This is a genomic window from Nostoc sp. (assembly GCF_035638895.1).
GTDB lineage: Bacteria > Cyanobacteriota > Cyanobacteriia > Cyanobacteriales > Nostocaceae > Nostoc.
The window spans coordinates 1-18,698 of record NZ_DASQZC010000308.1; the positions used below are offsets into that span (position 1 = coordinate 1).

The window sequence follows — 18,698 nt, forward strand, 5'->3', positions numbered from 1 at the left end:
CGCCTTGCGCGTCGCTAACGCAATTACGTTTTGAGATAGCGAAGCGTTAGCGAGTCTGCGAGCGTCTGGGGATTTAAACCCCTTTCTCATTACAAGCAATTCCCTTTGGGGATGGGGAATTAACCCCTACACTTTGTTAAAGAAGAATTCATTTATATTTTCAAGCATTTGTATTTATAAAAATTGCAAGATAAAAATATGAGCGCAGACACCTAGATCAGGCCAAGATTGTGATTTATTGCTATTTTTGAATTGTTTAGCTTATATTGTTTTTCAGCAAGCCTAACCTGTTAGATGAGTTTCAAAAATTCTTTCAAATGAAACTAATAAATAGATATAAATTACTTAGTAGAAAAATGCAATTTTATTTTAATTTTTTACCATCATATTGTCAAAAGTCCTATCTAATATTTTAATATAGTTTTTGCAGTTATGAGTTGAGCCACACCCTGGACACTGCATAGCGATCGCTTCTTTGTTACTTTTGTTTCCTCACTTGTATTTTGTGAGGGCGATCGCACAAATGCTCCCGTAAAATTAGCAAGCCAAATTTAAAATTGCTTCTCTCCAAAGAGCGGAATATAGAATTTAACTCAAGCTTGAATTTTTGCTGGACTGAATAAACCATAGTAGGGCTAGCATTGCAATGCCTACCCTACAAGGAATTAGGGCTGTTGACGTATCCTTTGCCAGATAGTAAAGCCCAAAAGAATAATAATGCTACTGGCGGTAGTAAGCATCACAGCCAAACTCATGCCTTGTATTCTCATCGCCAGCAAGTTGAAAACTAAGGTAATTGACCAAAGTGTGAACGCAGCATGGCGCTGGGAGAGTCCCCAAGCAAGTAAGCGGTGGTGCAGGTGGTCTTTGCCAGGAGTACTCAGAGGGTTATTTCCTGCTAATAGCCGTCGCACAAATACTTGAGTAGTGTCTAGTACTGGCAATAACAGAAATAAAACCGTGGGAATTAGCGCATAAACTGTGTTTTGTTGCAGCCTACCTAAAATACTGGTTGCTGCTAATACATAGCCGAAAAAGTATGCTCCAGCATCACCCATAATGATCCGCGAGGGGTGAAAGTTGTGACGTAAAAAGCCCAGTGCCGCACCTGCCAAGGCTGCTAATACCAAGATTGCTGCTGCACGATTGTTAAACTGGGCTGCAACGCCCAACAAACTCATGGCGGTAATAAAGCTGATTCCTCCCGCTAAACCATCCATACCATCCATCAAGTTGATGGCATTGGTAATTCCTACTACCCAAAGTATTGTTAACGACGTAGACAGGAGCGAGTCTATGGGAGTGCCAAACAGGACATGAATATTGATACCATTAGCTACTAGCAAAAGTGCCGTGAGAACTTGCGCCCACAAACGAACAGAGGGCGGTAAGCCGAACTGATCGTCGATAAAGCCCACAAGGACTAATATCGAACCCCCCAACAGAATAGTGAGCACCTGAGCCAATACGTTTTGGAGTTCAATAGGTCGTAAAAGGCTAGCTAATACCAGTGCGGCAATCACACCTGCGTAGATAGCCAACCCGCCTGCATTGGGTAAAGGTTCTCGGTTGAGTCGCCGAGCGTTGGGTTGGTCAGCCCAACCTACCCGCAAGGCGAATTTGCGTACTGTCGGAATTAAACGCCACGTTACAAGGCAAGCCAAAAGAAACGTAAATACTACCGCCAACCAGCCGGTGCCGCTAGGGTCGGCAATACCGAGGGACTTAAGGGAGTTGTCTAGATTCATCTCCCAATTCAAGCATTACTGCCTGTATGTAATATGAGCATCACCTGTATATTAATCAATTTTTTTATTTCCATTTGTAATTTGAGCCGCTTGAAAAATTAGCACTCTGGCGCTGTGAGTGCTAAATTGTCTAATGGAAGCGCTAGAGAAATAAAACATGGCGAAAATTATTGCATTTGACGAGGAATCGCGGCGAGCTCTAGAAAGGGGTGTTAACGCCCTTGCCGATGCCGTAAAAATCACCTTGGGGCCCAAAGGTCGCAATGTCCTTTTAGAGAAAAAATTTGGCGCACCTCAAATTGTCAACGATGGTATCACTGTTGCCAAGGAAATTGAATTAGAAGATCCTTTGGAAAATACTGGTGCAAGACTCATCCAAGAAGTGGCCTCAAAAACTAAAGATGTCGCTGGGGATGGGACAACCACCGCCACAGTTTTAGCACAAGCCCTGATTCGGGAAGGTTTGAAGAACGTCGCGGCGGGTAGTAACCCAGTTAGTTTAAAGCGCGGGATCGACAAAACTATTGAGGCATTGGTACTAGAAATTGCCAAGATAGCCAAGCCAGTAGAAGGAAGTGCGATCGCTCAAGTTGCCACTGTCTCTGCTGGTAACGATGAAGAAGTTGGCCAAATGTTAGCCCAAGCAATGGAAAAAGTCACCAAAGATGGTGTCATTACCGTTGAAGAATCTAAATCTCTAACCACTGAACTAGAAGTAGTTGAGGGGATGCAGATTGACAGGGGTTACATTTCACCCTACTTTGTCACCAACAACGAACGGCAAATCGTGGAATTTGAAAACGCCCGGATTTTGGTTACTGACAAAAAAATCAGCAGTATCCAAGATTTAGTGCCGATTTTGGAAAAAGTCGCCCGTTCTGGTCAGCCCTTGCTGATTATTGCTGAAGATGTCGAAGGTGATGCTTTGGCAACTTTGGTAGTGAACAAAGCACGGGGTGTACTTGCTGTAGCTGCAATCAAAGCGCCTGGGTTTGGCGATCGCCGCAAAGCTTTGTTAGAAGATATTGCTATTCTCACCGATGGACAGTTGATTTCGGAAGAAATCGGCTTAAGTCTAGATACCGCTGCTCTAGAAGCACTGGGAACTGCCCGCAAAATCACCATTGACAAAGAAAGCACCACAATTGTAGCTGGTAGTGTCACCAAGCCAGAAGTACAAAAGCGGATTGCTCAAATTCGCAGACAGTTGGAAGAAACCGATTCTGAATACGATCAAGAAAAACTGCAAGAACGCATCGCCAAGCTCGCTGGCGGTGTGGCAGTGATTAAAGTGGGGGCGGCAACCGAAACCGAACTCAAAGACCGTAAACTGCGGATTGAAGACGCGCTGAACGCTACTAAAGCTGCTGTGGAAGAAGGTATTGTTCCTGGTGGTGGGACAACTCTAATTCACTTAGCTAAGAAGGTAGAAGAGATTAAAAAGACCTTACAAAATGACGAAGAAAGAATTGGGGCTGATATTGTCAAACGAGCGCTAGAAGCTCCCTTGCGCCAAATAGCAGAGAACGCTGGTGCTGAAGGTTCTGTAATCGTCTCTCAAGTCCGGGATAGCGACTTCAACATTGGCTACAACGCCGCTACTGGCGAATTTGAAGACTTGATTGCCGCTGGTATTATCGACCCTGCCAAAGTCGTGCGTTCAGCTTTGCAAAACGCTGGTTCCATTGCTGGTTTGGTCTTAACCACCGAAGCGATCGTTGTTGAAAAGCCGGAGAAGAAATCTGCTGCTGCCCCTGATATGGGCGGCATGGGCGGCATGGGCGGCATGGGCGGCATGGGTGGCATGGGCGGCATGGGCGGCATGTTCTAACTTCTGCTCACCCAGATAAATATTTTTTCAGCAGTTTGTCTTGCCAAGGCAAACTGTTTTTTTATAGAATTGCTGATTCAGAAGCAATATGTTATCTGTATTGCTGGTAACTCACTGAACGTAAGTAAACTTACAGCAGTTTTCATCTATTTAAACCACACGTATCGTAGGCGCACAGCATTGCTCATACGTGTCAACTTAAGGCAAAACCCTGGCAATGACGTTATATCAAGCTTACTCAATTACCAATTAAGTCGTCGGAACCCCACCCCGCTTTTGTCTAGCGACAAAACCTCCCCTCCCCGTGAACGGGGAGGGGATTAAGGGGAGCCAGTGCGGTCTTGGGGTCTCCCTAAGTGGAGCATCTGGCGTGTGGGGTAAAACGCCTGTGGGATAAGCGTTTTTACTTAAGTTGACACCAATGGGCATTGCCATGCCCCTACGAGAAATCTATATGTATGAGGATTTTCGTAAATTGGTATTAGCATACTCAAAATTGGCTTTGAGGTAATATTTGGTCATTACTCAAGCTGATATTCTCATCTTTTGAGATTGGAACTCGGAAAGTCGTGTTCGGAACTCGAAAGTTCGTGTTTCCCTCATCTCAATTCAATCCCAGTTCTTCTTTCAACGCTTCCGGCACATTAACTGCTGTTTCTAATCCCCGCACACCTTCCCACTGCTGCTTTTTACCCCAGGTCATTTCTTCCATATTGGCGTCGCTGAGGTCAGCACCACCGAGAATGGCGTAGCTAAGGTTACTGTGGCTAAGATCCGCACCATTGAGGATAGCACCACTGAGGTTACTGCCACTGAGGTTAGCACTGTTAAGGTTGGCATAGCTGAAGTCTGTACCGAAAAGGATAGCGTCGGTGAGGTCGGCACCACTGAGGTCAGCTTCGCTAAGAATCACCCCACTGAGGTCGGCTTCGTTGAGGATTACCCGACTCAGGTCTACACCACTGAGGTCTGCTCCTAAGAACATTGCACCGTTAAGTCTGGCGTCGTTAAGCTTGGCACCGTTAAGTTTGGCATAGCTGAGGTCAGCAGCGATGAGGATGGCATCACTAAGGTTGGTACTGAAAAGAATTGTGTCACTAAGGTTAGTACCGTTGAGGATGGCGTGACTCAAATCAGCACCACTGAGGTCGGCACGACAGAGGTCGGCATGGTTAAGGTTGGCGCTACGGAGGTTGGCTTCACTCAGATTTGCACCGAAAAGGATGGCGTTACTTAGGTCGGCATGGCTAAAGTTTGCGCTGCTGAGATCGGTGCGGTTGAGGTCGGCGCGGTTGAGGTCGGCGCGGTTGAGGTTGGTGCTGCTGAGGTCGGCGCGGTTGAGGTCGGCGCGACTAAGGTTGGCACAACTAAGGTTTGCACCACTAAGGTTGGTGCTGCCGAGGTCGGCACCGGTGAGGTTTGCACCGCTAAGGTTTGCACCACTAAGATTGGCATCGCCGAGGTTGGCACCGTTAAGGTTTGCACCACTGAAGTTTACGCCAGTTAAGTTGGCATCGCCAAGATAAGCAAGGCTTAGGTCAGCACCCCTAAAGTCTGCCCCAGTCAGGTTGGCATCGCTCAGGTAAGCACCCTTAAAGTTGCCGCCTTTGAGAAATTGCCCAACTATACTGCTAAAATTGCCAATTTCCAGGGCATCGCTATAGTTGATGATCCGCAGCAATTGGGATGTGAAAAAATTGTCTGTGTCTGGTTGAGCAGATGGATAGAAGATAATTTTTTGTTTGAATTGATCTCGCTCTTGGGCGTAGCGGTGTAACTCTAAAAGTAAAATTAGTACGTTTAGCCCTGTATATATGTCAACCTGTCTCAGCCCGATCGCAATATTTTGCGCCGCTAGCTTTAACATTGTTTTCTGAGGTAGGTTATCATCTGGTGTCCCATCGATAAATTCTCCCTGACACCAGCGATGATAAAAATCTTCTAGTCGCCAAAAAAGCAGTTCTGGGCGAATTTTTTGACCAACAACCAATTCCATTAGTTGGCTAACTATTTCTGGTTTTAACGCTCCATTGCCCAGTAAATCATAAATCTCTTCATGCATCTGGCGATCGCACACTCTAAAGCAAAATCCAGAAGGTAGTGTGTCTGATGCCCCATCGCCGATCTTATAAGTCAAACCGCTCTTTGGTACTGTCCATTTTTCTAAGCTTTCTTGCAATCTTTGAGACCATAAATCTTCCCGTAAATTATCTTGACCAAATTTAATGCTTTTATATGATTCTTTAATACTTTTTCCTAAAGGTAAAACTGCTTCGGTTTTCACAGATGTGTTTTTTGGCATCTCTTCTAACCTTGTATCCCTCGCATAATTTCTCAGCAGTTGCCATACTTGAGATAAATATGTTGACATTTCTGTGTCCGTTGTTACATTTGAATTACTATTTTGATAATCCGGAATTAAAAATTTTATTATGGTAATTTGCTTGTCATTGCCAAAAATTAATAGTATCAATAAATACTACACGAAAAATATCATGCCTTGGCGATTTATCCAATGGGTTACATCAACGGTGTTCCTGGAGAGTGGCTTCTCGCTAACCCGTAGTAACTTCAAGCTCCTTCTCTTGATGAAATAAAGTGTCATCAGAAAAATTCTTTCAAAAATCAAGTAATTTTCAAACTTTGGCTAATTTGTTATACTTTTTTCCCAAGATATTTACTAGTCTGATGTAAAAATAATACTTACTGTTTGTGAGAGTTGCAATTCTTAGGAAGAATCATACTGTAGAACAGCGTAAAATTGCTGAAAAATGGCAACTAAAATTGAAGTTTAAACTTTGCTGCTTAATCTAAAGCATCTGAAAGAATCGACAAAAAGCAGGCTACATAGCTTTGCAAAAGTGAAAAATTAACTACGGAATAACTATCGGGAATACACGAGATGAAGAACAGCTTAACTTTTTATATTATTTTGTTACATGGTTTGTTTTTAGGAATAGCAACGGCTAGCGCCAAGTCACCGTCTGTTAACATTGATACATTAGCAGCTAACCATAACGCTGTGCGGGTTCTAGAAGCCGTAGTTACAAGAAGTGGAGAGAAATCCAATAGTCAGTTAACGACAGAAACTTCTTCAGCTAAAACCTCAGCATTATCGCCAAAGAATACCAATATTCCTCAGGAAAAGAGGCTATCGTCAGGGCAAGTTTGGGTGGTTAATCAAAATAAACACGCACAGCCTCAACCGTTTATTTGGGTAGTAAAAGACCTTAAAAAAGCAGGACAACAACCATTCTTGCAAGTTGCAAAACCCGCAGAAAAGCCTAAACCTAGCAAAACACCAACAGAAAAGGATGATTTAGAGCCATTTGACGAAGTAATAAAAGACACTCAAAAGTCAGGGGGATTGTTCACCCTTTATCGCAATAAAGAAAAGAATAAAATTTATTTAGAAATTAAGCCAGAGCAACTCAATAAAAATTACCTAGCTACAGCAACCCTGGAATCGGGTATTGGTGAACGGGGTATTTACAGTGGTATGCCTCTGCAAGATTTTTTGTTTTATTTCCAACGGGTGGATGATAAATTAAACTTTGCCATCCGCAATGTTAATTTTCGCACTCGTGAGGGAGATCCCCAGGTGCGATCGCTAGCCCGGTCTTTTAGTGATTCTGTTCTCTACAGCATTTCCCTTAAAAGTATTCATCCAGAACGCAAAACTCTTCTTATCGACTTAGGAGATTTGCTACTGACAGATTTAGGTGGATTATCTGCAAGTTTAGGAGTCCCAGCAACCACAGACCAATCTTATTTTGGTACTGCCAAAGCTTTTGCCCAAAACTTAGAAATTGAGTCAGTTTTAAATTTTTCTGGTGACGGTAAGGGTGACAGTGAAATGGCAAGCTTTGCGTCACTAGCTGACAACCGTGGCTTTACCTTGCGCGTTCACTACAGTCTCTCCCAACTACCTGATAAAGATTATCGCCCACGCCTTGCTGACGATCGCATCGGTTATTTCATCACCGCCTACCAAGATTTATCCAAAGATGATCGCGGCGATTCTTTTGTCCGCTACATCAATCGCTGGAATTTGGAAAAACAAGACCCGAAAGCAGCAATTTCTCCACCCAAAAAACCAATTGTCTTTTGGATTGATAACGCTGTGCCCTTAGAGTACCGCGATTCTATCAAAGAAGGCGTTTTAATGTGGAACAAAGCCTTTCTCAAAGCTGGATTCAAGGATGCAATTGAAGTCCGCCAAATGCCAGATGATGCCACATGGGACCCAGCAGATATTCGTTACAACACGATTCGCTGGATCAACACAGTCGATGGTTATTTTGCAATGGGCCCATCTCGCGTTAACCCATTGACTGGGGAAATTTTGGATGCAGATATTCTCGTAGATGCTAGCTTTGTGCGGGCACTTAAGAGTGAGTATCGCAAAATCGTCCAACCTAGCCAAACAGAAAATCGCAGTACTTTATCAGCTTTGATGCAAAATCGTCTACTTTGCGCCAATGGTTTAGATGCAAAAAACAATGGTGTGCCCCAGCAGGTGCAACGGCAACAGGGTTTATTAAGCCGTTTATCAAAAATGGCAGGCGAGTACGATTTATGCTACGGGATGGAAGCTGCTAACCAGTTTGCCTTTGGTTCACTGGCGATGTCACTACTCCCAGATACCATGGCCACTCCTGACCAGATGAAAGAATACATCAATCAATATTTACGTTTAATCATCGCTCACGAAGTTGGGCATACTCTTGGTTTGCGTCATAACTTCCGTGGTAGTACACTGCTATCACCAGAGGAGATGAATAATACGGAAATTACCAAAGCTAAGGGTCTGACAACTTCGGTGATGGATTATATTCCTCCAAATATTGCCCCTCAAGGTACAAAACAGGGAGATTATTTTCCCAGCATGGTAGGGGTTTATGATGAATGGGCGATTAAGTATGGCTACATATCAATTCAAACATCAACTCCCATAGCAGAAAAGCCAATTTTACAAGAAATTGCTGCACAATCCTATAAGCCAGAGTTGAGTTATTCCACAGATGAAGATGTCTATGACCTTGACCCAACTGCTGATGCTTGGGATAATAGCGGCAATGTCCTGCTTTATTCCCAGTGGCAATTGAATAATTCGCGGGTGATGTGGGAACGTCTTGATAAACGTTACCCAATGGCTGGTGATAGTTACAGCGATGTGAGCGAACGTTTTAGCACAGTATTAAGTAACTATTTCCAGCAAATATATTACACCACAAAATACATTGGGGGACAGTCTTTCTCTCGCATTCGCCCTAGCGAGATACCTTCTGGGAACGTCTCTGAAGTGGGCCAACGCCGATTACCATTTGAATCGGTACCAGTTGAAGAACAACGACAGGCTTTAGAAACGCTGCAAAAATATTTATTTGCAGAAGATGCCTTGAGCTTTTCACCAGAACTATTGAATAAATTAGCACCTTCGCGTTGGCGACATTGGGGTAGTTCTCCGCAAGTTGGTCGTTTGGATTTTCCAATTCATGACTTGGTGCTGTTCATGCAAGGTTCTGTGTTGCGGGATTTGCTCTCAGGCGATCGCCTCTCTCGTCTCAAGGATATTGAACTGAAAACGAAGCTAGAAAATGCACTGACTCTGCCGGAATTATTTGACACCTTACAATCAGGTATCTGGACAGAAGTAATCAAACCAAAAGGTCGACCAATGAAGATTGCCAGTTTACGCCGAGGCTTGCAACGGCAATACCTGGACATTTTGACTGCTATGGTGTTGCGAAAAGAATATGTCCCAGAAGATGCCCGCACTCTAGCTTGGTATAAACTCAGGCAACTAAATGAGAAACTTAAGGGGGTTAATTCCGAGGATGAGTATACCAAAGCGCACTTATTAGAGACACGCGATCGCATTGAGAAAGTATTAAATGCGCCGTTGCAAGCGAATTAAAAAGGGAGTGGGGAGTGGGGAGTGGGGAGTGGGGAGTGGGGAGTGGGGAGTAGGGAGAATAATTTTTAATTGTTTCTCCCTCTCCTTTCTCTTCTTCCATCATAACTTTGGCAGAATACATTTAGAATGCCCATACAGACTAAGAAAAAAGTTTATTCCAGTAGTTAGATAGTTAAATGCTGAGGGCAACATAATAAATAGTTAAACTGCAAGCAAGAGGTTTATTGTTTGGCAACTGTTAAAGATTCTTTGGTAATAGCTAATCCGTTGCCATCGGGTGATGGATACACATGGACTCTTGCCTCTCGGTTGGGTGAGATGATTTTGGACATTGAGGCACAGTTTGGTAAGCGCGATCCCTCTTGGACGATTCTAGGAATTGAGTTTTGTGATAGCGGCCCTCGAACATGGTTCCCAGGAGACTGTGAGCATATTATAATTCAGCTTGACCTCTCAGCAAAAGAAGATCCAGTTCAAGCCTTGTTTCAGCTAGCCCATGAATCTGTTCACCTTCTTGATCCTGTTGTTTTCGGTTTTGGAACTGTTTTGGAAGAAGGGCTAGCAACATATTTCTCGCTCCAGTACATAAAGCAATTTCACCCTAATTACACCACTTCTGATACGAAGTATGCGGCTGCGGCGAGATTAACAGCACAATTGCTATATATTAATCCGATGGCCATTAAGGAGCTTCGCTCAAGAGGTATCAAGATTTCACAAATTACCGCCAGTCAGCTTTTGGCAGTATGTCCGAAGTTGCCAAAGTCGATAGCTCTTGATCTTGTTACACCTTTTCATAATTGGATAGAGTGAACAATTATTTATTGACCAAGCCATTGAGTATATGAAAGTCAGCTAGAGATAAATTTCACAATGTTGTGAGATCAGCATTGCAAACACCGAAAGGCTCAGATCCCCGAGGGGATCTTTTTGATCCTAACTCATTTAGGATTGCTATACCTCCCTAAGTGCTATTAAATTTACAATTGAGGTGGCATAGATAAAGTGCATAAAAAGAGGCAGCAGATAATAAAATCTACCTCTGCTACCTCTGCTTTCTCCTAACTACTCAACGCCTTTAAGAACCGTTGCAAACTCTTAAACACACTGGGCTTTCTCGCAGGTGTCACATCTGTTGTTTGCGGTTGCCCTTTTAAAAGGATGAGATCCAACTCATCACCCGATGGCCTTTTGGGTAATTCGGCAATTCTTTGATATTCGCCGTCGGTTTCCAGCCAAACTTCCCACTGTCCTGGGTAGGAGCGATACAGAGCGGTTTCATCGTCTACAGGGCGGAGGTAATAGACAGATTCAATGGTACTGATAAAGCGATCGCGGATTTTTCTAGCTGTATAACCAATGCCCACAGTTCCAGCATCTTCTAGGCGGGGATTTAACAAAACTAAAGGGCGATCGCCTATTACTTCACATAACTTTTCCAACTGCGGTACTTCTACGGAAGTGGGGGCGATGAATAAGAAAATTTCATCCTCTGGCTGAATTTTTGTCTGCAAAGAAGCAGCCCTTCCCGTACCAATATCCAAAATTTGAAATGGTGCATCACCCCAATCGCGTCGGGCTAAAGCCGCAGCACCAGCGTCAGCAAAGAAAATCTTCAAACGAGAATCATATTCTGTAAACAGTGGCAGAAATTGTTCCGCCACCGGCATAAACTTGAGTTCTGGAAACAAGAACTCAACTTGTATGCGAGTACAACCATCTGCAAGGGCAGCTTGGACGGCTACACGAGATTGGGCGATCGCATCTTCAAGACTATTGGGAAGTTCACTCATAGTTTATTATGTGGGTTTAGCATTACTCCCATTGTTCCAGTATTAGCTCTGATTTTCGTGAATACCAGCATAAAACCAATGGGCAAAGGTTGATAATCCTAGCAGTTCTGCAAAGAAATGTGACGGTGGCGAAAAGATCAATGTGGCTTTTCTTCAGACATCACTTATTCACAAGCTACTCAACCCAATTTTCTAATGGAAGCGTAGGAATGCGGGAAAACTCTCGAATATTATTGGTGACGAGGGTAACTCCTAAACTCAGCGCATGAGAAGCAATGAGCATATCCATTGCACCAATGATCAGTCCTCTCGTTTCTAAATCGCTTCTGATACTGCCGTAAATTGTTGCAGATGCTTGATTGAATTCGACAATTTCTAGAGGTAGCAGAAATTGCATTGGCGCATCTTTATACAGAATTGGTATTAGGGTTTGAAATTTATCCAGTACTTTTTGGGGTTTTTGCTTTATTAGGTAAATGCAGATGTTCGTATCAAGCAGGTATGGCATTTAAAAACTTTCTCTGGTGTCGAAGAGTGGCTGATCTCTGGTCGTCATGAAGTCATCAGAAAAATTGTCTAGACTATCAATGAGAGATTCCCAAGGGTTTTCTTTGGCAATCAGTACAATGGCATTACCAATTTTTTTGATATAAACTTCAGTCCCAGTAAGTTGAAAGTTTTCGGGTAAAATAACGATTTGGTGAGTGCCATCAGTGGTGAGTTTGGCAGTGTTCATGGTGTTATTGTCCTGAAATTAGCTAATAGTTCTGGTCTGGTTAGCACGAAATTTGATAAATGCAACTCTGAAACTTGCTTGAGTAGCTCATTGTTAAACCGAATCTATGGAAATCCTAGCAGCCTGCCGAGGAAGAAGCTTGTCGATGGACAGGTTCAGGATTAATGTTATTTGTTGGTATTGATATGGGAATCTTAACAATAAAGTATTAAGATCAGAATCTTTTATGAAACCTGTTTTGCGTAAGGGTCAACTAACAACATGGAAAGATGACAAGAGCTTTGGCTTCATCCGCTCCAGTGATGGCAATCAAGACGTTTTTCTTCATATCACTGCACTTAAAGAAACAAATCATCGTCCACAAGTTGGTGATGTGATTTGCTATCAGCTAACGGTTGATAAAAATGGAAGAGTTCATGCTTGCAACGCTTTTATTGAGGAAGTTGTATCCAAACCTATACTGAGAACCTCACCTTCTGTAATAGAGAAAGCAATATTCAAACCCACAGTAAAATATTCTTTAATATTTGAGGTGTTGATTTTATCATTCTTACCAGGTTTAGGAGCAATAAATTTTGCATTAACGACTTTCAACCCAATCCCTTTGATTCTCTATCCTGTAATGAGTTTTATTACCTTTGCACAGTATGCGGATGATAAATATCGTGCAAAGGAGGGGCGCTGGAGAATATCAGAAAAGAGATTACATTTATGTGAATTTATGGGTGGATGGTTGGGCGCATTCATCGCCCAACGAAGATTACGACACAAAAATAGCAAGGTTTCATACCAAGTTGTATTTTGGGTAATAGTAGCTATTCACATTGTATTTTGGTTAGATTGGCTTTTCTTTGGAAAACGATTGCTGGGTTTATTTCTCAGCAGTCTTTTTAGAGGATAGCAGAGTCAAATTAGCTACAGCATAAAAAAGATATTTCTCCAACCGACGTTGTTCTAGCATGGATTCCACCTGTTGATCGGTCGGTGCAGGCTGGTCAGTCTTCAATAAACCTTTCATCTGCTTGATGATGTGCGATCGCTCAAATGGTTGAGTTGGAACATCTTGCAGGGAGATAGAAAACACTCCGATAAATAGCTGCATCTATATTTTAGTATGAGCGATCAACGCTTAACTAAAGATAAATCCGGTGTTAGCCTTTGCAAAACTTGCTTCAACACCATTACCGTCCAATCTATATCAGCTTCCGTTGTGTCACGCCCCAATGTGATGCGAATTCCCCCCAAAGCGGCTTTTTCTGAATAGCCCATCGCTAACAATATCGGACTAGGGCTAAGTTTACCGCTCTGACAGGCAGCACCAGCACTGATGCCAATGCCAGCAAGGTTTAGCTGCCGTACTAAGGTTTTACCGCTAAGTTTTTCCCCATCGGCGTATTCTAAGCACATACTGATATGGTGAGGTAAACGATCGCAGCCATCACCTGTAGCAATTAAACCAGGAATTTCAGCTAATTGGGCAAAGGCGCGATCGCGTAACTCAATTAACCGTGGTGTTTCTGTAGCTAATTCTTCGGCTGCTAATTCTGCTGCTACGCCAAACCCCGCAATTATCGGTACTGCTTGCGTACCAGAACGCAGTCCCATTTCTTGCCCACCACCACCCAGTAAGGGCATTAATTCCACACCAGGACGCAGATATAGCGCCCCTACACCTTGGGGGCCATATATTTTATGACTGGAAAGGCTAAGTAAGTCTACTGCGAGTTGTTGCACATCTATGTGTAAGCGTCCCGCAGCTTGCACCGCATCTGTATGGAACAAAGCACCATGCAAGCGCACAATCTTACCCAGTTCTGCGATCGGTTGCACAGTCCCAACTTCACTTTGTCCGTAAATTATAGAAACTAGGGCTGTGTTATGTCGCAACGCCGCCTTTAAATCCAAGGGATTAACTCTACCTTTAACATCTACAGACAAGCGCGTAACTTCCCAACCCCACATTTCTAGCAACTTTACTGTTTCAGAAATTGCTGAATGCTCCACGCTGGAGATAATAATATGTTGAGGAACAGCATACAATCGAGCTACACCCATAATCGCCAGATTATTTGTTTCGGTACCACCAGATGTAAAGATTATTGATGTTGGATCAGCAGCATTAATTAATCCAGCAACTTGGACTCTGGCTTGTTCCACAACCGTTGCAGCCCTTTGCCCCCACTCATGTAAGCTGGAAGGATTGCCCCACTGTTCGGTGAGGACTGTTTGCATAACTGTGATCGCTTCTTTTCGAGTGGGAGTAGTGGCGCTGTAATCTAGATAAATTTGCATATAACCGATAATGGTGAGAACACACGTTGGTAATAGCTGATCTTGACAGCATATACACTTTGAGTGGACAAATCCTGAAAAAATCTCTGTAATGCCTCTAGCAGTGAATTTTTCCCTTTACTTGAAAAGTTATTTTTCTACTTAATTCAGAATACAAAATTTTGGGAATGATAAATATGTCCACTCCCAATCCACTTTTAACAGATTACAGTGCAACTTATCTCTAGACAAAGATATTTTTTATATATCTTTTTACTGATATTTCCCCTTGCTGCTTGTCAACGAGTCCAGTCTTCCAATCAACGTCTGCCACGTATACCACAAGATCCGTTAGTTCAGGTCTACTTTAATCATTCTGAGTCTTCAGAATACAAAGAATCTTACCGTCAGCAAACTCGCCTTGGGGATGATTTAGAAAAACAGATTGTCGATGCTATTACACAAGCTAAGTCTACAGTAGATGTGGCAGTGCAAGAATTACGTTTACCCAAAGTTGCCCAAGCACTGGCTGATAGACAAAAAGCTGGGGTAAAAGTCAGGATAATTTTAGAAAATACCTATAGCCGACCTTGGAGTAGCTTAACATCTGCTGAAGTAGGTAAGTTAGATAAAAGAGAACAGGAACGTTACAACGAATTTCGCAAATTTATCGATATTAACCAAGATAATCAACTTAGTCCAGCAGAAATAAATCAAAGAGATGCTTTGATAGTTTTGCAAAATGCCAAAATTCCCTGGATAGATGATCAAGCGGATGGTTCAGGCGGTAGCAGTTTGATGCACCACAAATTTGTGATTGTGGATAATCGCATTGTAATTATTACTTCAGCCAATTTTACTTTAAGCGATACTTATGGTGATTTCACAAATTCCAGCAGTTTAGGCAATGCCAATAACTTATTGCAGATTGACAGCCCAGAATTAGCATCTTTATTTACAGAAGAGTTTAATGTCATGTGGGGAGATGGCCCAGGAGGTAAGCCGGATAGTAAATTTGGCTTACAAAAAACGATGCGTTTACCTAAACAAATAACTTTAGGTGATACCAAAATTACTGTGCAGTTTTCGCCTACTTCCCCAACTCAACCCTGGAGTAACAGTAGTAATGGTTTAATTGGCAAAACTTTAGATTCAGCAACCAAATCTGTTGATATGGCATTATTTGTCTTTTCTGAGCAGCGCCTTGCCAATATCTTAGAAAAACGTCATCAACAAAGTGTGCAAATTCGCGCTTTAATTGAACCACAATTTGCCTATCGTCCCTATAGTGAGGCATTGGATATGATGGGGATTGCTCTTAGTAACAAATGTAAATATGAAGTTGATAACCATCCTTGGCAAAATCCAATTACAACCGTAGGTGTACCTGTGTTAACCAAAGGCGATTTATTACATCATAAATTTGGTGTTATTGATAATCAAACAGTAATTACAGGTTCTCATAATTGGTCAGATGCTGCCAATAATGGTAATGATGAGACGCTTGTAGTTATTCAAAGTCCCATAGTTGCTGCCCATTATGTGCGCGAATTTGCTCGTCTTTATGCCAAAGTTAAACCCGGCTTACCACCAGGGATTCAAAATAAAATTAAATTAGAACAAACACGGTGTCCACAGATAAAAAGTTCTTCATCAAGTGAACTACAAGCTATTAAAGAAATAAATATTAACACTGCAAGTTTAGAAGAATTAGAAACTCTGCCTGGTGTGGGTAAGAAGTTAGCACAACGGATAGTGATTAGCCGTCAACAACAAAAATTTACATCTTTACAAGACTTAGAAAGAGTTCTAGGGGTTAAGGCGAAGACATTGGAAAAATGGGGTGAGCGCTTGATTTGGTAGGGGCGCACAGATGTGCGTCCCTAAAAACATGTAAGATTACACCAATGTGATATTTAAGTGCGATCGCTACCTAAACTAGAAGCTGCAAAATTTATCAGAAGACATAAGGGAGAAAAGAGAATTAAATTATTGACTTATTGCATTAAATATGATATTTTAGGTTGCTATCAATAAAAATCAAATATAAACGTGAATATCTCTCCATCGATCAAAAAACCGCGTGTCTCATGGCAGGCGGTTTTCTCACTGCTGATGTTTGTGTTCATGTACCTGCCCATACTGGTACTTGGCTTTTATAGCTTCAATCAGTCACCTTACAGTGCAGGTTGGCAAGGATTCACTCTCGATTGGTATGGCAAGTTATTCAGTGACGATCGCATCTTATCAGCTTTGCAAAATAGTATGATAGTTGCTGGCTTTGCAGTGGGAATTTCAGCAGTACTGGGAACTTTAATGGCGGTTGGGTTGGCGCGTTACGAATTTCCTGGTAAGAAATTGTATCGGGGTGTTGCTTACCTACCATTGATTATTCCCGATATTGCGATCGCAGTCGCTACCCTAGTATGTCTAGCAGCCTTTGCAATCCCTTTGAGTTTGTGGACAATAGTTGCAGCCCATATCGTGTTTTGTCTGGCTTACGTCGGACTTGTGGTTGCTTCCCGACTGAGCAATTTAGATCCTCACTTAGAAGAAGCAGCACTAGATTTAGGCGCTACACCAACGCAAGCTTTCATCAAAGTATTATTACCTCAATTAATGCCTGGTATTGTAGCTGGTTGTCTCTTGGCCTTTGTTCTCAGCTTAGATGACTTTCTCATTGCCAGTTTTACTGCTGGTAGCGGTTATAACACCCTACCAATGGAGATTTTTAGCCGGATTAGAACAGGAGTCAAGCCTGATATTAACGCATTGAGTGTCATGTTGATTTCAGTATCTGCGATCGCTGCTCTTGTAGCTGAATTAATTCGCCTTTCTGGAGAGAATAAAACCTGAAAACCAGACTCGCAATTGACAATAAAATTATGGATGAGTTGGTTCTCCATAAACTTTTTCGAGTAGGAAATAAAAGCTATATTAAAAGAGACGTTTCAATGTAATCTTTCTCCATCTGTTGTACCCATGTATTGATATTTACTAATATTTATAAACGTCCTAATATAAACAAATATATAGGATTTATTCATCTTTCTGCCTTTATTTGGAAAGAAGTTTATAGCTTTTTCTATAATCATAGCCCCCTCCTCGCTTGCGGGGAGGGGGTTGGGGGTGGGGTTCAGTACCTACTCAATTGAAAACCGCTATAAACACATGAATAAACTTCCGTGTTCGCTTCTCTACATAACTGTTTTCAATTAGATAACATTGGGGCTAACTTTGGAGAAGATGCTATTTCCCCCTCATTATGCAAATCTGCCAAAATCCCAATTGCTCAAATCCATTCAACTCTGATAGCAATAGATTTTGCGTGAGTTGCGGACAAAGCAACTTTGGCAAACTTCTAAGAAACCGTTACCGCGTATTGAGACTTTTAGGTGAAGGTGGATTTAGCAGAACTTATGCTACAGAAGATGTAGACAGACTAAACGCGCCTTGCGTCATCAAGCAATTTTTCCCACAGTTTCAGGGAACAGGACAACGTACCAAAGCAGCAGAATTTTTTAAAGAAGAAGCTTTTCGGTTGTATGAATTGGGAGAAAATCATACCCAAATTCCCAGATTACTAGCTTACTTTGAACAAGGTGCTAGTTTGTATCTCGTACAAGAATTTATTGAAGGAAAGACTCTCTTACAAGAAGTTCAGCAACAAACTTATGGTGAATCACAAATTTGGGAACTTTTAGCTGATTTATTGCCAATACTGCAATTCATTCATACTCATAATGTCATTCATCGGGATATCAAACCAGAAAATATTATCCGCCGTGCAAGCGATCAAAAACCCGTATTAATTGACTTTGGCGGTGCTAAACAGGTAACACAAACCAGCATAGGAAGACAAGCGACAGTAATTTATACCCTTGGTTATGCCCCAACCGAACAAATGGCTGGATTTGCTTGTCACGGTAGTGATTTGTATGCTTTGGGTGTAACTTGTGTGCGTCTTTTAACTCGATGTTTGCCGTTACAGGATGCTTCTGGACAGATTAATGATCCTATTTATGATGCCATGAACGCTAAGTGGTTGTGGCGCGAACGGTTACAAGAAAAAGGTATTAATATTAGCGACGACTTAGGCAAAATTTTAGATAAATTATTAAAACATTTACCAAGTGAAAGGTATCAAACAGCAGCAGAAGTTCTCAACGATTTGAAATTTGCAATATTGAACATTGAACCTGTTGCCTTAAAAATTGTTTCGATGCCTCAACCCATTTTATCGCCGCCACCACAAAAAGTAATAATACCATTACCCCCCTTAGAAAACTTTGAATTTGATGTAGTGACAGTAGACACAGTTGGTAGAGAAGTAAACCGCGTGAGTTGTAATGCAAACTTCTTTGCCGAAGAATTGGGTAAATCTGTCACATTAGAAATG

General features: G+C 42.2%; 14 protein-coding genes. 7 read left to right on the top strand and 7 right to left on the bottom strand.

Features of this window, described 5'->3' with window-relative positions; all coding sequences use genetic code 11:
- Positions 1–665: 665 nt before the first annotated feature.
- A complete protein-coding gene (locus VE944_RS14865; RefSeq protein ID WP_324978253.1) occupies positions 666–1,748 on the bottom strand; it encodes an MraY family glycosyltransferase in 1,083 nt (360 codons plus the stop codon).
- A gap of 157 nt (positions 1,749–1,905) precedes the next feature.
- Here VE944_RS14865 and groL point away from each other — a divergent pair, with 157 nt between their 5' ends.
- Entirely contained in the window at positions 1,906–3,579 is a 1,674-nt protein-coding gene (gene groL, locus VE944_RS14870) for a chaperonin GroEL (RefSeq protein ID WP_324978255.1), read from the top strand.
- 604 nt (positions 3,580–4,183) lie between these two features.
- On the opposite strand, the gene VE944_RS14875 is transcribed toward groL, so the two are convergent.
- Positions 4,184–5,950 carry a pentapeptide repeat-containing protein gene (locus VE944_RS14875; RefSeq protein ID WP_324978257.1) on the bottom strand — a complete coding sequence of 589 codons (1,767 nt, stop codon included), beginning with the start codon at positions 5,948–5,950 and terminating at the stop codon, positions 4,184–4,186.
- Between the two features lie 531 nt (positions 5,951–6,481).
- On the opposite strand from VE944_RS14875, the gene VE944_RS14880 reads away from it, so the two are divergent.
- Positions 6,482–9,499: a zinc-dependent metalloprotease gene (locus VE944_RS14880; RefSeq protein WP_324978259.1), complete on the top strand. Its 3,018-nt coding sequence runs from the start codon at positions 6,482–6,484 to the stop codon at positions 9,497–9,499.
- A 228-nt stretch (positions 9,500–9,727) separates the two neighbouring features.
- The gene (locus VE944_RS14885) at positions 9,728–10,312 is read left to right on the top strand and encodes a hypothetical protein (RefSeq protein ID WP_324978261.1); all 585 of its coding nucleotides are present in this window, start codon (positions 9,728–9,730) and stop codon (positions 10,310–10,312) included.
- A gap of 248 nt (positions 10,313–10,560) precedes the next feature.
- Here VE944_RS14885 and VE944_RS14890 read toward each other — a convergent pair whose 3' ends face one another.
- The 3 genes from VE944_RS14890 to VE944_RS14900 form a co-directional block, all read right to left on the bottom strand.
- On the bottom strand, positions 10,561–11,292 hold the full coding sequence (locus tag VE944_RS14890) for a DUF1995 family protein (protein ID WP_324978263.1): 732 nt from the start codon (positions 11,290–11,292) through the stop codon (positions 10,561–10,563).
- Positions 11,293–11,467: 175 nt separating this feature from the next.
- A complete protein-coding gene (locus VE944_RS14895; protein ID WP_324978264.1) occupies positions 11,468–11,800 on the bottom strand; it encodes a type II toxin-antitoxin system VapC family toxin in 333 nt (110 codons plus the stop codon).
- The gene (locus tag VE944_RS14900; protein ID WP_324978266.1) at positions 11,801–12,028 is read right to left on the bottom strand and encodes an antitoxin; all 228 of its coding nucleotides are present in this window, start codon (positions 12,026–12,028) and stop codon (positions 11,801–11,803) included.
- A 226-nt stretch (positions 12,029–12,254) separates the two neighbouring features.
- Here VE944_RS14900 and VE944_RS14905 point away from each other — a divergent pair, with 226 nt between their 5' ends.
- A complete protein-coding gene (locus VE944_RS14905; protein ID WP_324978268.1) occupies positions 12,255–12,929 on the top strand; it encodes a cold shock and DUF1294 domain-containing protein in 675 nt (224 codons plus the stop codon).
- On the opposite strand, the gene VE944_RS14910 is transcribed toward VE944_RS14905, so the two are convergent.
- Complete coding sequence (locus VE944_RS14910) at positions 12,900–13,130, bottom strand: hypothetical protein (protein WP_324978270.1); 231 nt, start codon at positions 13,128–13,130, stop codon at positions 12,900–12,902. The two genes, VE944_RS14905 and VE944_RS14910, sit on opposite strands and share 30 nt — an antisense overlap.
- 20 nt (positions 13,131–13,150) lie before the next feature.
- Positions 13,151–14,320, bottom strand: coding sequence for a cysteine desulfurase family protein (locus tag VE944_RS14915; RefSeq protein ID WP_324978272.1), 1,170 nt, complete (start codon positions 14,318–14,320; stop codon positions 13,151–13,153).
- Positions 14,321–14,530: 210 nt separating this feature from the next.
- On the opposite strand from VE944_RS14915, the gene VE944_RS14920 reads away from it, so the two are divergent.
- The 3 genes from VE944_RS14920 to VE944_RS14930 all read left to right on the top strand — a co-directional run.
- Positions 14,531–16,162: a DUF655 domain-containing protein gene (locus VE944_RS14920; protein WP_324978274.1), complete on the top strand. Its 1,632-nt coding sequence runs from the start codon at positions 14,531–14,533 to the stop codon at positions 16,160–16,162.
- Between the two features lie 189 nt (positions 16,163–16,351).
- Positions 16,352–17,155, top strand: coding sequence for an ABC transporter permease (locus tag VE944_RS14925; RefSeq protein ID WP_324978276.1), 804 nt, complete (start codon positions 16,352–16,354; stop codon positions 17,153–17,155).
- A 409-nt stretch (positions 17,156–17,564) separates the two neighbouring features.
- Positions 17,565–18,698, top strand: a 1,134-nt coding sequence (locus tag VE944_RS14930; RefSeq protein ID WP_324978278.1) for a serine/threonine-protein kinase, incomplete at its 3' end; no start/stop codon positions are given.

What these genes read in the sequence shown, in the direction of transcription:
- VE944_RS14865 (WP_324978253.1), bottom strand. Translation starts at nt 1,748, where the DNA reads ATGAATCTAGACAACTCCCTTAAGTCCCTCGGTATTGCCGACCCTAGC.
- groL (WP_324978255.1), top strand. Translation starts at nt 1,906, where the DNA reads ATGGCGAAAATTATTGCATTTGACGAGGAATCGCGGCGAGCTCTAGAA.
- VE944_RS14875 (WP_324978257.1), bottom strand. Translation starts at nt 5,950, where the DNA reads ATGTCAACATATTTATCTCAAGTATGGCAACTGCTGAGAAATTATGCG.
- VE944_RS14880 (WP_324978259.1), top strand. Translation starts at nt 6,482, where the DNA reads ATGAAGAACAGCTTAACTTTTTATATTATTTTGTTACATGGTTTGTTT.
- VE944_RS14890 (WP_324978263.1), bottom strand. Translation starts at nt 11,292, where the DNA reads ATGAGTGAACTTCCCAATAGTCTTGAAGATGCGATCGCCCAATCTCGT.
- VE944_RS14895 (WP_324978264.1), bottom strand. Translation starts at nt 11,800, where the DNA reads ATGCCATACCTGCTTGATACGAACATCTGCATTTACCTAATAAAGCAA.
- VE944_RS14900 (WP_324978266.1), bottom strand. Translation starts at nt 12,028, where the DNA reads ATGAACACTGCCAAACTCACCACTGATGGCACTCACCAAATCGTTATT.
- VE944_RS14905 (WP_324978268.1), top strand. Translation starts at nt 12,255, where the DNA reads ATGAAACCTGTTTTGCGTAAGGGTCAACTAACAACATGGAAAGATGAC.
- VE944_RS14910 (WP_324978270.1), bottom strand. Translation starts at nt 13,130, where the DNA reads ATGCAGCTATTTATCGGAGTGTTTTCTATCTCCCTGCAAGATGTTCCA.
- VE944_RS14915 (WP_324978272.1), bottom strand. Translation starts at nt 14,320, where the DNA reads ATGCAAATTTATCTAGATTACAGCGCCACTACTCCCACTCGAAAAGAA.